General features: G+C 60.2%; 12 protein-coding genes. 5 read left to right on the top strand and 7 right to left on the bottom strand.

Annotated elements, in window-relative coordinates; translation table 11 throughout:
- Nucleotides 1-20: 20 nt before the first annotated feature.
- Together F8N44_RS27615 and F8N44_RS27620 are read left to right on the top strand one after the other, a co-directional pair.
- Nucleotides 21-1,658 (top strand): 5-guanidino-2-oxopentanoate decarboxylase, encoded by a 1,638-nt coding sequence (locus F8N44_RS27615; RefSeq protein WP_150652546.1) that lies wholly within the window; start codon nucleotides 21-23, stop codon nucleotides 1,656-1,658.
- Nucleotides 1,658-3,106, top strand: coding sequence for an aldehyde dehydrogenase family protein (locus tag F8N44_RS27620; protein WP_191630961.1), 1,449 nt, complete (start codon nucleotides 1,658-1,660; stop codon nucleotides 3,104-3,106). The genes F8N44_RS27615 and F8N44_RS27620 overlap by 1 nt, the downstream gene beginning before the upstream one ends.
- A gap of 194 nt (nucleotides 3,107-3,300) precedes the next feature.
- Here F8N44_RS27620 and F8N44_RS27625 read toward each other — a convergent pair whose 3' ends face one another.
- A complete protein-coding gene (locus F8N44_RS27625) occupies nucleotides 3,301-4,230 on the bottom strand; it encodes an AraC family transcriptional regulator (RefSeq protein ID WP_150652548.1) in 930 nt (309 codons plus the stop codon).
- A 397-nt stretch (nucleotides 4,231-4,627) separates the two neighbouring features.
- On the opposite strand from F8N44_RS27625, the gene F8N44_RS27630 reads away from it, so the two are divergent.
- Together F8N44_RS27630 and F8N44_RS27635 are read left to right on the top strand one after the other, a co-directional pair.
- Entirely contained in the window at nucleotides 4,628-4,981 is a 354-nt protein-coding gene (locus tag F8N44_RS27630) for a putative quinol monooxygenase (RefSeq protein WP_150652549.1), read from the top strand.
- Between the two features lie 43 nt (nucleotides 4,982-5,024).
- Nucleotides 5,025-5,267, top strand: a complete 243-nt coding sequence (locus F8N44_RS27635) for a hypothetical protein (protein WP_038366794.1) — start codon at nucleotides 5,025-5,027, stop codon at nucleotides 5,265-5,267.
- 4 nt (nucleotides 5,268-5,271) lie between these two features.
- Here F8N44_RS27635 and F8N44_RS27640 read toward each other — a convergent pair whose 3' ends face one another.
- Together F8N44_RS27640 and F8N44_RS27645 are read right to left on the bottom strand one after the other, a co-directional pair.
- The gene (locus F8N44_RS27640) at nucleotides 5,272-5,901 is read right to left on the bottom strand and encodes a flavin reductase family protein (RefSeq protein WP_150652550.1); all 630 of its coding nucleotides are present in this window, start codon (nucleotides 5,899-5,901) and stop codon (nucleotides 5,272-5,274) included.
- A gap of 274 nt (nucleotides 5,902-6,175) precedes the next feature.
- Nucleotides 6,176-6,451 (bottom strand): hypothetical protein, encoded by a 276-nt coding sequence (locus tag F8N44_RS27645; protein WP_064119044.1) that lies wholly within the window; start codon nucleotides 6,449-6,451, stop codon nucleotides 6,176-6,178.
- A 341-nt stretch (nucleotides 6,452-6,792) separates the two neighbouring features.
- Here F8N44_RS27645 and F8N44_RS27650 point away from each other — a divergent pair, with 341 nt between their 5' ends.
- On the top strand, nucleotides 6,793-7,548 hold the full coding sequence (locus F8N44_RS27650) for a hypothetical protein (RefSeq protein ID WP_150652551.1): 756 nt from the start codon (nucleotides 6,793-6,795) through the stop codon (nucleotides 7,546-7,548).
- Between the two features lie 148 nt (nucleotides 7,549-7,696).
- On the opposite strand, the gene F8N44_RS27655 is transcribed toward F8N44_RS27650, so the two are convergent.
- The 4 genes from F8N44_RS27655 to F8N44_RS27670 form a co-directional block, all read right to left on the bottom strand.
- A complete protein-coding gene (locus tag F8N44_RS27655; RefSeq protein WP_007912608.1) occupies nucleotides 7,697-9,016 on the bottom strand; it encodes an MFS transporter in 1,320 nt (439 codons plus the stop codon).
- A gap of 402 nt (nucleotides 9,017-9,418) precedes the next feature.
- Nucleotides 9,419-10,747 (bottom strand): sigma-54-dependent transcriptional regulator, encoded by a 1,329-nt coding sequence (locus F8N44_RS27660; protein WP_150652552.1) that lies wholly within the window; start codon nucleotides 10,745-10,747, stop codon nucleotides 9,419-9,421.
- A complete protein-coding gene (locus F8N44_RS27665) occupies nucleotides 10,747-12,507 on the bottom strand; it encodes an ATP-binding protein (RefSeq protein WP_150652553.1) in 1,761 nt (586 codons plus the stop codon). Before F8N44_RS27665 ends, F8N44_RS27660 begins: the two co-directional genes overlap by 1 nt.
- A 102-nt stretch (nucleotides 12,508-12,609) precedes the next feature.
- Nucleotides 12,610-15,270: an RHS repeat-associated core domain-containing protein gene (locus tag F8N44_RS27670; protein ID WP_150652554.1), complete on the bottom strand. Its 2,661-nt coding sequence runs from the start codon at nucleotides 15,268-15,270 to the stop codon at nucleotides 12,610-12,612.
- Nucleotides 15,271-15,293 lie beyond the last annotated feature (23 nt).

Here is a 15,293-nt window from a genome sequence, read left to right on the forward strand (position 1 = left end):
GAGCGAGAAGGGCAATCGACATGGCGACGTGTGGCGAAGTACTGGTCAAGTTACTCGAAGGTTATGGGGTCGGGCAGGTGTTCGGCATTCCCGGCGTACACACCGTGGAGCTGTATCGCGGGCTGGCGCGTTCGAGCATTCGCCACGTCACGCCTCGGCATGAGCAGGGCGCCGGTTTCATGGCTGACGGCTATGCGCGCACCAGCGGCAAACCGGGAGTGTGCTTCATCATCACCGGGCCGGGCATGACCAACATCACCACCGCCATGGGCCAGGCCTACGCCGATTCGATCCCGATGCTGGTGATCTCCAGTGTGCAATCGCGCAGTCAGTTGGGCGGCGGGCGCGGCAAGCTGCATGAGTTGCCGAATCAGAGCGCACTGGTCGCAGGTGTTGCGGCGTTCTCGCATACCTTGATGTCCGCTGCTGAATTGCCGGTGGTGCTGGCGCGTGCTTTTGCGTTGTTTAAGGCCGGTCGTCCGCGTCCGGTACACATCGAAATTCCTTTGGACGTGCTGGTCGAAAACGCTGATGACTTGCTCGCCAGTGTGCCGGTCAATATCGACCGCGCCGGCGCTGCGCCTGCGGCCGTCAAACGCATGAGCGAGCTGCTGGCTGAAGCCAGACGTCCGCTGATTCTGGCCGGTGGCGGTGCCATCGACGCAGCGCCGGAGCTGACTAAACTTGCCGAGTTGCTCGACGCTCCAGTGGCGCTGACGATTAATGCCAAAGGCATGCTGCCGGGTACCCATCCGCTGTTGATCGGCTCGACCCAGACGCTGGTCGCCACCCGCGCGCTGGTCGCTGATGCCGATGTGGTTCTAGCCATCGGCACTGAATTGGCCGAGACCGATTACGACGTGACCTTCGCTGGCGGTTTCGAGATTCCCGGCAAACTGCTGCGCATCGATATCGACGCCGACCAGACCGTGCGTAACTACCCGCCGCACCTGGCGCTGGTGGCCGATGCGCGCAATGCCGCGCAAGCCTTGCTGAACTCGCTGTCGCAGGAAAAACTTGCCGCGCGCAGCCGCGATTGGGGTCAGGCCCGTGCCGGTAAACTGCGCGCCGAACTGGCCGCGAGCTGGGACGCGCCGACCCTCGCACAAACCCGTTTCCTCGACATCGTGCTCGATGAATTGCCGAACGCCGTATTCGTCGGCGATTCCACGCAACCGGTGTACACCGGCAACCTGACGTTCAACCCGGATCACCCGAGCCGTTGGTTCAATGCCTCGACCGGTTACGGCACCCTCGGCTACGCCTTGCCGGCAGCGATTGGTGCTTGGCTCGGCGGCCAGATCGATCAGGGCGCGCGGCCACCGGTGGTGTGCCTGATCGGCGACGGCGGTTTGCAATTCACCCTGCCGGAACTGGCCAGCGCCGTCGAAGCGCGGGTGCCGGTGATCGTCCTGTTGTGGAATAACCAGGGCTACGAAGAGATCAAGAAATACATGGTCAGCCGCGCCATCGAGCCGGTCGGCGTGGACATCTACACCCCGGATTTTGTCGCTGTGGCGAAGGGCCTCGGCTGCGCGGCTGAAGCGATCAGCAGCATCGAACAACTGCGCAGCGCGCTGCGTTGTGCAAGCGATCGTCAGGGCCCGACCCTGATCGAAATCGATCAGAGCCAATGGATGAAGGCGGTGGCGCAATGATCAGTTTCCCGACCACACTCGACGGTCTCTACATCAACGGCCTATGGTCGGCCGGCCGCGAACATCTGCGGGTGATCAACCCGGCCACCGAGGCGCTGCTGACCACGGTCAATGGCGGTGACGAGCAGGCGGTTGATCAAGCGGTCACCGCTGCCACTGCAGCGTTCAAGGACTGGTCGCAAACCAGTGGTGCCGAGCGTGGGGCGATCCTGCGCAACATTGCCAATGGTGTGCGCAACGGTCGCGAGCACTTGATGAAACTGCAATCGAGCAACAACGGCAAACCGCAGTTCGAAGCAGGCATCGACGTCGACGACGTGATCGCCACGTTCGAGTATTACGCCGAACTCGCCGAAGGCCTGGACGCCGGGCAAGACAGCAACGTGCCGCTGCCCAGCGATGATTTCAGCGCACGCTTGCGCCGCGAACCGTGTGGTGTGGTCGGGTTGATCGTGCCGTGGAATTTCCCCATGGTCACCACGGCGTGGAAGCTTGCACCGGCGTTGGCGGCCGGTTGCTGCGTCGTCCTGAAACCTTCGGAAGTGACGCCACTGCCGGAGCTGGAACTGGCGGCGATCATTGCCGAATCGGGACTGCCGAACGGTGTGTTCAATCTTGTCTGCGGCACAGGGCTGGCGGTCGGTGCACCGTTGTCGGCGGACCCGCGTATCGCCAAGATTTCCTTCACCGGCAGCAATACCGTCGGCGTGCAAGTGATGCAGCGCGCAGCGGAAACAGTGAAGGGCGTGAGCCTGGAATTGGGCGGCAAATCTTCGCTGCTGGTGTTGGCGGATGCTGATATCGATCTGGCGGTCGAGCTGGCTTGTGGCGGCGCGTTTTTCAATGCCGGGCAGATGTGTTCGGCGACCAGCCGCGTGCTGGTTGCGGATGAGCTGGAAGAGGAATTCCTTCGGCGCTTGCAGAAACGTGCGCAGGCCATTCGTGTGGCCGATCCGTTCGATGCGGACGTGGAAATGGGTGCACTGGTCAATCAGGCGCAGTATCAGCGAGTGCTTGGGCACATTGATCGTGGCTTGAGCGCGGGTGCGCGATTGATCTGCGGCGGCAATCGCCCGGCGGAACTGCCGCGCGGCTATTTCTTGCAGCCGACCGTGTTTACCGATGTGCCACTGGACAGCGCGCTGTGGTGTGAAGAAATTTTCGGGCCGGTGCTGTGCGTGCGCAGTTTCGCCACTGAAGCACAGGCGATTGCCTTGGCCAACGACACGCCGTTTGGCTTGGTAGCCAGTGTGGTGACGAGCGATGCCGCGGCGGCGGACCGCGTGGCCAATGCCTTGCAGGCGGGGATGGTGTGGATCAATGCACCGCAAGTGATTTTCCCGCAGGCGGCGTGGGGCGGGTACAAGCAGAGCAGTATTGGTCGTGAGCTGGGGCCTTGGGGGTTGGCGGCGTTTCAGGAGATCAAGCATGTGATCCGGGCGGTGTAAAAGCCAACCCTCACCCCAGCCCTCTCCCAGAGGGAGAGGGGGCCGACCGAGGTGTCTGGCGTTTTTCATCGACCTGAAAAAACCGGTCGATTATGGATTCAAAGGTAATCGTTCAAGTCGGTGAACCTCTTCAATATCCCCCATTCAGTCCCCTCTCCCTCTGGGAGAGGGCTAGGGTGAGGGGCTCTTAACGGTCACACCGAAAGCCGCAACCGCGCCAGATCCCGCAACGGCGGTGCACCAAACAAGCGGCTGTACTCTCGGCTGAACTGCGACGGACTTTCATACCCCACCCGATACCCCGCCGCCGACGCCTCCAACCCCTCAGCCAGCATCAAGCGCCGCGCCTCTTGCAGGCGTAACTGCTTCTGATACTGCAGCGGACTCATCGCCGTCATCGCCTTGAAGCGGTGATGCAAGGTCGAAACGCTGAGGTTCACCTCCTTGGCCAGATCATCAATACGCAGCGGCTGCTCGAAGTTGCCGTTGAGCCACTTGATCGCCTGGCTGATGCGATGGCTCTGACTGTTGGCAATCGCGATTTCATACAAACGATGCCCCTGCGGACTGCGCAGCAGGCGATAAAGAATCTCCCGGCGAATCAGCGGCGCGAGCATGGCGATGTCTTTCGGCGCATCGAGCAGACGCGCCAGCCGCAACACTGCATCGAGCATCGAACTGTCGATCTGCTCTACATACAATCCACGTCCGGTCGGCCGGGTCGGCACGCCCATGGGGCCGGCGTCGGCGATCAGTGCGGTGATTTCTGTCGGGTCGATATCCAGGCGCACGGCGAGGATCGGCTCGTCCGGCGAGACATTGACCACGCGCCCGCTCAACGGCATCGAAACCGACACCACCAGATAATTCAGCGGGTCGTAATTGAAGTACTCATCGGCCAGCCGCACCTCTTTGCGTCCTTGCGCCATGATGCACAGCGCCGGTTGCGCGAGCACCGGGGCAAAGTCGTGGGATTTTGTGTGGCGCGACATGAACAGCGAGCCGATGGCGGTCTCGTAGCTGCCATCGTCAGTGGTGTTGCGGCGGATGATCGCCGCCAGTTCCGCGCGCTGTTTTTCCATGTCAGCGCTGGGTTCGGCTTGAAAACGATCGAATGACGTCATGCACGGCATCCTCGGCAGGAGAGGTGGAATGGAGCAGAGCATATGTTTGTGCAAGCGCCAGCGGTAGACACATCCTGCGAAATGCTTGCCTGATTCTGCCCCGGGGTGTTTCTGCGCCTGCCGCGATCCAACCCTGTAGGAGCTGCCGAAGGCTGCGATCTGTTGATCTTCAAGGCAAAATCAAAAGATCGCAGCCTTCGGCAGCTCCTACACAAAACGCGCATGACAGACGTGTGACGCTGATTTACAGGTTGTTACAGCTTCTCTGTGCAGTCTCGCAGGATTGTGCAACGCGGCGGCAGGAATCGACTAACGGCGGCGGGCGTCAGGCCCTTAACCTTTGATCCTGTCGCAGCCCTTCCCCCGGCTGCCACGCGACTCCCTGGGAGGGTTGAACATGTCCAAGCAGATTCCCGTCAGTCATATGGCCTTCGTTCGAGCGCGCGCCGGGCGTTCGGCGGAACTCGGTGTACGCCTCAGTGCGTTGATCGATCCGTCCCGCGCCGCCCCCGGTTGCCTGAGCTTTGCCTTGCAGCATTCGCAGTGTGATCCCGAGTTGTGGCTGATCTCCGGGTTCTGGAGCAGTCAGCAAATGATGACCAACTATTTCAACAGCCCGTCGATGGAAATCTTCGCCGAGCTGGTGCAGGAACTGGTGGTCAACAGCCTAGACTTCCACACCTTCAAGGACGTATCGGCGGCGCAAGCCATCGGTCAATGCGCGGCACCGGTACACAAACTCGTCGGTTGAGGGTTTAATGTCCGGCTTATTTGTCTGAGCCGGGATGTGTGACATGGCACGTAAAGAGTTCGAACACTTCGAAGCAGTTTCCGCAGTCGTCCCCGTCGAGCTGGGCGGCAACAAGGGCTATCACGCGGCAATCGCGGTCAAGGCCCTGGTCGATGGCGGTGCACCACGCTTTCACAAACTGCTGAATGATCAGGTCTTCCCCGGTGCTATCGCCGCCGACGAGGCTGCCATCAATGAGCTGGATAACCTCAAGGGCGTCACTGAAGACGCCGAGTTGATCTGGTAAGGCGTTATTTGTTGGCGCCCGGACGCCACATCTTGAACAGGGCCTCAGGCCCCAGCTGGAAGTAATCCGCCGGCCCGCCGCCGCGCAGAATCGGTTCTGCCGCGGCGGTGTCGTAGATGCCGTCCTTCAACAGCCACTTGGCAATGTGCACGGCGACCACTTCGCCGAGGACCAGCCAGCTCGGCACCGTCTCGCCATCGGCGCGCTGCAACTGAATGATCTGTGTGACCTTGCATTCGAAGGACACCGGACTTTCGGCGACCCGTGGCACCGAAATCACTTTTGACGCCACCGTCGTCAATCCCGCCAATTCGAATTCATTGACCTCAGGCGCGACCATCGCGCAGCTCTGATTCATCTGCTCGGCCAGCGGGCGGGTGGCGAGGTTCCAGACGAATTCGCCGGTCTGTTCGATGTTGTTCAGGCTGTCTTTTCGCCCGACGCTGGAAAAACCAATGATCGGCGGAATGTAGTTGAAGGCATTGAAGAAGCTGTATGGCGCCAGGTTCAACTGGCCAGTGGCATCCTGCGAGGAAATCCAGCCGATCGGGCGCGGGCCGACGATAGCGTTGAACGGATCGTGGGGCAGGCCGTGGCCGTTGGCGGGTTCGTAGAAGTGGATGTCATCGGGCATGGCGGGTGGTCCTGGAGAGTGCTGAGTCAGGTGGCCAATAGTGCAAGCACGCAACGCATATTTCCAGCCAGACACCGGAATTCCAGGCTTTGAAATTCCCCTGTGGGAGCGAGCTTGCTCGCGAAAGCGTCGGGTCAGTTGCATTGATATCGCCTGACATGGCGTCTTCGCGAGCAGGCTCGCTCCCACAGGGTTCGGTGTGAACTCATGAAAGGGGCATGTCCCAAAATGACTAAGCCCGGCCAAGGCCGGGCTGTGGGAGGACTGCGGATACTTAGCTGATGGCAGCGGCAGTACCAGTTTTGTCGAAGCCGTCAGCCGCGACGGTTTTACCCAGATTGGTCTTGTCGAAACCATCAGCAGCAACCGCTTTGCCAATATTGGTTTTATCAAAACCGTCAGCGGCATAAGTGCCGGTGTGGCTGGTTTCGATGGCGGCGCTGGCGCCGTTGATGAAGTCTGCGGATTTGGTTTTGTCCGAGCCGTCGGCAGCGAAGGTGTTGGCGGCCAGTACGGACAGGGTCAGGGCGAGGATCAGTTTGGTTTTCATGTTCGTTACTCCAGATTCGTTGGCGGTATGTCTTGCATGGGTTTCATGCTACGCCAACTAAATTGATTAAAAAGCGCAAATTAATGCTAAAAACAATCGATTAACTTGATATTAAGGGCGGCGCATTCAATTCGCTTTCGTCGTCGCAGCGAGCGTCGCGCAGGTCATCGATCAGGTGATTGCAGAATGCAGGGCCAGCATTAATTAGCGATTAATCGCTGTTTTGTGCTGCGTGACAGATTTTTCATACTTTGCCGACCGCTTTTTCACCGTTGCAACGCCAGTCTGCCCGTGGCCAGAAAACCAAGAACCGGCCGTCACACACTGGAGCGTTGCCTGCGATGAATAAACTTCCTCAAATCACCCTGGCCTTCTGGGTCATGAAAATCTGCGCGACGACCCTGGGGGAAACCGCGGGAGATTTGCTGTCGATGACCCTCAACGTCGGTTACGCCATGAGCTCGTTGATCCTGATCAGTGTGTTCGTGATGACGCTGATCACGCAGTTGATGGCCAAGACTTACAAGCCATTGCTGTACTGGCTGGTGATCCTGTCGACCAGCACCGCCGGCACGACCATGTCGGACTTCATGGATCGCACCCTCGGACTGGGTTACGCCACCGGCTCGATGATCCTTATCGCGATATTGCTGGCGATCTTTGCCGCGTGGCGCCTGAGCGGTGACTCGCTCAATGTCAGCAAGGTGCAGACCTTCCGTGGCGAGATGTTCTACTGGATGGCGATTCTGTTTTCCAACACCCTCGGCACCGCGCTGGGCGACTACCTGGCCGACGATTCAGGGCTGGGTTTTGCCGGTGGCGCGCTGCTGATTGGCTCGACCATCGCGGCAGTCGTGCTGCTGAAATACTTCACCAGGATTTCGACGGTGGTGTTGTTCTGGGTGGCGTTCGTGCTGACCCGGCCGTTTGGCGCGACGTTGGGCGACTTGATGACCAAGCCCCATGAGAAGGGTGGGCTGGACTTCGGCACCATCGGTTCATCGGCGGTGCTGGCGGGAATTCTGCTGGTGATGATTGTCGGTGCTTCGTATGCGCAGAAGCGGTATGGCAAGCCGCAGGTTGCCGAGTTGACTTGATACCGGGTCGCCCTCATTCGCGAGCAAGCTCGCTCCCACAGGGGAGTGTGGTGAACACAGAATATGTGAACACCACCGACCATTGTGGGAGCGAGCCTGCTCGCGAAGAGTCCATCACAGCCACCGTTGCAGTGGCTGTGAAACCCGATCAGTCAGTCACAATGCGCGAATGCTTCTGGGTGTCTTTCATGGTGATGTACACCAGCAGCGACACCGCAATGCACGCCGTCACATACCAGTAGTAACCGGTTTCCATGCCGATGCTCTTGAACCAAAGTGCGATGTATTCAGCGGTACCGCCGAAGATCGACACGGTCAGTGCGTACGGCAGGCCGACGCCCAGGGCGCGGATTTCAGTCGGGAACAGCTCGGCTTTCACCACTGCGTTGATCGAGGTGTAGCCGCTGACGATGATCAGCGCCGCCATGATCAGGAAGAACGCACCCCACCAGGTTTGAATGGTGTGCAGGGTCATCAGGATCGGCACGGTGAAGATCGTGCCCAACACGCCGAAGGCAATCAGGATCGGACGACGGCCGATCTTGTCCGAGAGGCCACCAATGATCGGTTGCAGGCACATGAACAGGAACAGCGTGGCGGCAGAAATGGTCGTCGAGTCGGAGATGCTCATGCCGACCGTGTTCACCAGATACTTCTGCATGTAGGTGGTGTAGGTGTAGAACGCCAGGGTGCCGCCCATGGTCAGGCCGACCACGGTCAACAGCTCTTTGGGGTGGCGCATCAAGGTGCGCATCGCGCTTTCCTTGGACTTTTCTTTCTTGGTGAACGACTCGGTTTCTTCCATGCCGCGACGCAGGTACAGCGCCACGACTGCACACAGCGCGCCGATGGCGAACGGAATACGCCAGCCCCACGCGTACAGCTGTTCAGTGGTCAGCACGTTCTGCAGCACGATCAGTACGCCGAGGGCGATGAGCTGGCCGGAGATCAGAGTTACGTACTGGAAGCTGGAGAAGAAGCCGCGACGTTCCTTGGTCGCCATCTCCGAGAGATAGGTCGCCGAGGTGCCGTATTCGCCGCCGACCGACAGACCTTGCAGCAGGCGGGCGAACACCAGCAGGATCGGCGCGCCGATGCCGATGGTTTCGTAGTTCGGGCTGAGGGCGATCAGCAGCGAACCGAAGCACATCAGGTATACCGAGGCCATCAGGGCTTTTTTGCGTCCGACCTTGTCGGCGTACATCCCCATCAGCCAGCCACCGATCGGGCGCATCAGAAAGCCCACAGCGAAAATCGCGGCGGTGTTCATCAGTTGGGCGGTGGTGGAACCGGCAGGGAAGAAGGTTTTCGCGAAGTACAGGGAGAAGGCGGCATACACATACCAGTCGTACCACTCGACCATGTTGCCGACGGAACCGCTGAAGATCGATTTGATCCGGCTGGCGGTGGTTCTTTCTTTGGCCGGCACGGCAGCCGACCCAAGAGGCAGGGCGTTGGAGTTATCCATTGAAGGATCCTTCGTTTAATTGTTTTTGTGGAGCGCGTCGGAACGCAGCCTGCGAGGGCTATAGCAGGAGGTGTGCCAACGGCGGGAGGGCCGGTTTAGAAGGGGGGGCGGGATTGGGTGAGCGGTTTTGTGCCGATGGAACGGATTGTGTGAGCGGATTTCCGCTTATTGGAGCTGAGATCAAAAGCCCCTCACCCTAGCCCTCTCCCGGGGGGAGAGGGGACTGACCGCGGTGTTTATTCAAGATTCACCGACCTGCAATTTCGGCGTCGAACTCAGGCTCTAAATCCAACAACGATCGGCCCCCTTTCCCCCTCGCCCCCTTGGGGGCGGTCCGACGTTTCGGGAGGGCTGGGGTGAGGGGGAGAAGATCTCAGCCACACAGAAAATCCCAAGCCCGACTCACTCGCTCAGAAACATCTCCCGACTCAACCCATGCCGCTGCATTTTTTCATTGAACGTGCGGCGCGGCAGTTGCAGTTCTTCAAGCACCGCTTTCACATCGCCCTTGTGCCGGGTCAGCGCCGCCCGCAAACACTGCGCCTCAAATGCTTCCTGCTGCGCCGCCAGCGATTGCCCCGGATCAATCCCCGGCGCCGGCTCATCCAGCCCCAACACCTGGCGTTCGGCAACGTTCGCCAGTTCGCGCACGTTGCCCGGCCAGTCGTGGCTGAGCAGATGACTCAACTGCGCACCACTCAAGGGTGGAAAGGTACGCCCCAAGCGTTCAGCGGCATTGTGGGCGAAGGTTTCGAACAGCAACGGAATGTCTTCACGACGATCGCGCAACGGCGGCAAACGTAGTTCGGCAACGTTGAGGCGATACGCCAGATCCTCGCGAAAGCGTCCGGCCCGAGCCTCGTCGAGCAGATCCGGTTTGGTCGCCGCGACAATGCGCAGGTCGACACGAATGCTCTGGTTCGAACCCAGCCGTTCAAGCTTCTGCTCCTGCAACACCCGCAGCATTTTCACCTGTTGGGCCAGCGGCATGCTTTCGATTTCATCAAGAAACAAGGTGCCGCCATCGGCGTATTCCAGCTTGCCGATGCGCTTGCCTGAGGCACCGGTAAACGCGCCGCTCTCATGACCGAACAACTCCGCCTCAAACAGCTGTTCAGGGATCGCCGCGCAGTTCAACGCCACGAACGGTTTGTCCGCGCGCGGTCCAAAATCATGCAGGCAACGCGCGACCAGTTCCTTGCCGCTGCCGGTTTCGCCACGAATCAACACATTGACCGGCAACGCCGCCAGATCCAGTACTTGCCGCCGCAACGTCTGCAAACCACGGGACACCCCGAGCAACGTCGCATCGAGTTTCGCGCGGTTGTCGGCCTGTTCGTGCAGGGCGCGGTTCTCCAGAATCAGACGTCGTTTGTCCAGCGCCCGGCGCAAGCTGCCGAGCAGGGTTTCCGGGCTGAACGGTTTTTCCAGAAAGTCGTAGGCACCGTCGCGCATCGCCTCGACGGCCATCGGTACATCGCCATGGCCGGTGAGCAGAATCACCGGCAGATCAGCGTCGCGTTTCTGCACCTCGGCCAACAGCGCCAGGCCACCCATGCCGGGCATGCGCACGTCGCTGAGGATCACCCCGGCAAAGTGCGCGGGCAGGGCGGCGAGGCAGTCTTCGGCGCGGCTGAACAACTGCACCTCGAAGCCCGACAGGCTCAGCCACTGCTCGACGGCGCTGCGAATGCTGCTTTCGTCATCGACCATCATTACCGAGTTGAGCATCAGATGTGTGCCTCCAGATCGATCGGCAAAGTCAGGCTGAATACCGCGCCGCTGTCGCCATTTTCGGCGCTCAGACGTCCGCCGGATTCATGCACGATGGCGAAGGATACCGCCAAGCCGAGGCCCAGGCCGTCACCCACCGGTTTAGTGGTGAAAAACGGGTCGAAGACCTGGCCCAAATGGTCTTCGGCAATCCCGCCGCCATTGTCGCTGACGCTCAGGCGCCACAGTTGCTCATCGGCATCCAGACGGATCTCCAGACGTTTGCACGCTTTTCCTTGCATCGCATCAAGGGCGTTGCGCAGCAGGTTGATCAGCACCTGCTCCAGGCGAATCGCATCACCGCGCACCCACGCCGGACGCGTCAGGTGCAGCACCAGACTGACCTGTTCGTCGCGCAGCCGCGCATCGAGCAACTGCAAGGATTGATCGACCACCGTCGCCAGATCCAGCCGCTCACGCAAGCCGCTGGGACTTTTGCGTGCGAAGGTCTTGAGGTGGCCGGTGAGGGCGGCCATGCGCGTGAGCATTTCGTCGACCGGTTTCAACGCTTTATAGGCATCGTCGACGCGGCCATGCTCGAGCAATAGGCGCAGGGTCGCCAGTTGCATGCGCTGAGCGGTCAGCGGTTGGTTGATTTCATGGGCGAGCGCGGCGGACATCTGACCGAGCGCGGCGAGTTTCGCCGACTGCACCAGGCCGTCCTGCGCTGTGCGCAGATCGCGGGTGCGCTCCTCGACCAGTTGCTCCAGTTCTTCGCGGTTGCGCTGGCGGATTTTCGACAGACGCCAGCGCTGGTTGAGAAACAGCAACAGAAACACCAGCGCCAGCCACACGCCGGCGGCGGCCAGCCCGGCGTTGCGCAGGTCTTCGAACGCCACTTGCGGGCGGCGCAACAGATGCAGCGTCCAGCCTTCGGCCGTCAGGGGCAGCGACTCCCACAAATAATCCGCCGTGCCTTGCGGGCCTTCGACGCGGCGCAGATCGCTGTTGTCGTCGAAGCGGCGCAGCGACAAGTGGGTCAACGGCACCAGCGACTGTTTGTCGTACTGCCGGGTGGCTTTTATATCGGCCATGTCACTGGCGCTCAACGGCCGCAGCGCGCGATAACGCCAGCCGGGCTGATTGGCAATGAAGATGATGCCGCGCGCGTCGCTGACCAACAGGGTGTCGCTGCCCTGGCTCCATTCGCGTTCCAGCTCGGGGAATTCCAGCTTGACCACCATCGCACCGAGGAACTCGTCGTTGTCACCAAGTACCGCGCTGGAGAGGAAATAACCGGGAATGCCGCTGGTCACACCCACCGCGTAAAAACGCCCGGTGCCCTGGGTGCGGGTCTGGCTGAAATAGGGGCGAAAACCATAATTGTGGCCGACGTAACTGCTCGGCAGACGCCAGTTGCTCGCGGCCACGGCGAGGCCTGTGTGATCGAGCAGTTCAAGGGTCGAGGATTGCGCCGCGCCGTTGATTTTTTCCAGCTTCAGATTCAGTGCTGCCTGCTCTTCGGCATCGACTGAACCTGCCAGCGCCGAGCGCAATTGCGGATCCAGCGCCAGCACGGCGGGCAAGGCGCGATAACGGTCGATCAGGGTGTGCAACGAGTTGGCGTACAGCGCCAGTTGCTGATTGGCGCGCGCCGCATCTTCCTCCAGCGCCTGACGTTCGGCGTGGCGGATCGCAAGGGTCGCGGCAACGGCCGCACCGGCGACGATCAGCAGGGTATACAACGACAGACGCAAGGTACGGGAAGTCGGCAGCATGCTGGGCAGATGGGTGGCAGGTCGGGCGGGCACGATAGCATGGGCAAGCACGCCGTCCCACGGTTGTCCCGGTACCCGATTCGTAGTTGCCGAGTCCGTGTGTCAGACAAATGTCTCTTTTATTTCTTTGGACTGCGAATCTCGCCACACTGGATTTGGAACGAATTGGTTCGCACCAGAGGATCCCGCTTCATTGGGCCGCGAAGCAACAGGGTTAGTCGCTTCGTTCGCGGGAGGCGCTATGACCTCGGCTTGATGGGACACCTCGTCGATGGCGATCGCTACGTCCGAAATTCGATTTTCTATTTCCAGGAACCTTTGTATCCATTCGTCTGCGGTCGAATCGGCTGTCAGGCCTTTCATGAAGTCCCATTGATTCTTCACTGACCAGGTGCTGACTGTCTCTTTCACGTTATTCAGAAGGGCTTCGTGCATGATTGGCAGTTGGTTTACGACACTCTCCGGCACCTTGCCGTTAGACACGTCATCGAGCGCCTGGGTGACGGCTTTGACTTTTCTCGAATGCAGGGCGGTCGCAAGGCGAACATCGCTTCTGAAGAATCTGTATCGAATATAGGACAACGCACCTCCTGCAATCAGGCTGATAGCTGGACCTAGGGTTGCCCCTAACACTTCGACACTCACTTCAGGCACGTATTGGTTAATCGCGTAGGCGATCCCAGTTCCTGCTATTCCACCGAACGTTGCGCCTTGGCCAAGTGCCCAAGCGCCGTGTCCTTTTTTCAGATACTCGAGGTAGGTAGTGTTCTTTCTTTGCTCTGGTGTCATTGAGTTTTTTTGATTATCAAACTCTTCGGCAAATCTATCCGTTTCAGAGGCGAAGCCTGAAATTTTGGCAATGAGCCTCGTGAACTTGTTATTCGCTCGCCCATCCGGGTCGATGTACAACAGCGGATTATTCCCCACCATCACATACAAATTCAGCCCATCCACATCCCCCGCCGGGTCCGCACTCACCCAGCGCTGCAACCACGGTGCGTAATACCGCGCGCCGTAGTAATACAGTCCGCTGACATCCATTTCCTTGCCTGAATAACGCACAGTCTTGTAATCCACTGCGCTGCTGGAAGCGGGCAGCCAGATTGCCGTGCCACCGAAGGGATAGTAGGTTTCCTGACTGATCACGTGCGCGTCCTGATCGAGTTCAGTGGTGCCCGAACCCAAGTGATCGTCGAGGCTGTAGCGCATCTGGTTGTTCTCGACCTGCGCCGGTGGTGCGCTGCGCCAATGCAGGTAGCGGACGTTGCCGGGCAGGGTGATCACGTGCAGTTCTTCGCCGTTGTCCCGGGTGCGGATTTCCAGGTCTGGCAGGTAGCGCACCTGATGAAAGTGCGAAGCGGCGGGGTTATGGGTTTCATGACGTTTGGACACGCGCATGCCCTGGCTATAAAGGTAGCTCTCGTGATCATCGGGCAGATCGTTGTTGTGCGTGAGCAAGGTCACCCGACGCAGTTGGTCGCGGGCATTCCACAGCAGTTCCGGGCCGTGGCGAAGTTTGATCTGATTGCCATGAGCATCGAAGGTGGCGGCGAAATCCGGTGGCGGGTCGCCGGCCTCCCAGCGCAGCGCATGATTGCTGGCAGGCGCGACCTTCATCTGGCGGGTGTACCCCGTCGTCTCGCGGCCATGCACCAGTTCGATGAGGTTGCCGGCCCGGTCGTATTGGTAATGCTGGGTGTAGTTGTGCAGATTACTCGGGTCGCTTGGCGCAGGGCGCCCCGGCGTGTCAGTGGCGGTCGCGGCTTCATGACCGCTGGCAGCGGTGAGTCGATAGAGCGAGTCATAGCTGAACGCCCGATGACCATCGATGCGCCGGTTGGCGAAAAACACCGGTTCAAAGGTGTGGTCGTCGATGCGCAGGACATTGCCGACAGGGTCGTAGGCATATTCGAGATTCTGCAGCAGCGCTTGTCCGGTAACGCCGGCCTGGGCGGTAATCGGCCAGTCGTTGGCAGGGTCGTAGCGCCAACGGTTGATGACTAGATTGCCGGCACGCTGTTCGACCCGCTGTCCGGCCGCGTTGTATTGCAGGCTCGCGACAATGGGTTTTGCAACGTTTTCACCCTGGCGCAGCAGAGCAACCTGCGTGAGCTGGCCGACAACGCTGTACAGGAAGTCCTGGCGATGACCGCCGGCGTCGGTGTGCGTCAGGCGCTGGTTCAGCGGGCCGAACGTTTGGCGACTGGTATGGGCCTCGCTGTCGTCAAAGGTGCGGGTCTGTACAAGCACCTGGCCGAGCAAGGAAAAACCCTGCAGGTTCAGCGTCCCCGCAGGGTCCTTGAGCGTTGTCATCTGTCCGCACAGATTAAAGTCGACGTCGGCCGAGGCATCGGCGTAGGTGAAGGTTTCGACGCTGCTCTGATCGGCGCTGGCCTCGCTGAGTATTCGCAGTTGTTCATCGTGCAGGATTCGCCAATGGTTGCCGCGCGCATCCCAGCGCTCCACGACCTGTCCGGCCTCTCCCGGCAGGCTCAGCCGCCAGCCGGCGTCGACACTGTCGACACTCACCGGTAGGCCCGACAGGCTGTAGACATGAGCGAGGTTGGGCTGGGGGCTGGTGCTGAACAGGCGCGGATCCCACTGCTCGGTCAAACGACCAACAGCATCGTGCCCATGGCGGGTGATCCGGGATTCAGCATCAGCGCGGGCCACTTTGCACAAATAGCCGACGTTTCTGACGGGCAGCCCCCTGGGGTCATGAACGTGCAGCGTCGGCGTATGCCAATGCACTGACTGATTCATACCCGCTCACCCGCGCAGTCGGT

Source organism: Pseudomonas fluorescens, from assembly GCF_902497745.1.
GTDB lineage: Bacteria > Pseudomonadota > Gammaproteobacteria > Pseudomonadales > Pseudomonadaceae > Aquipseudomonas > Aquipseudomonas fluorescens_BM.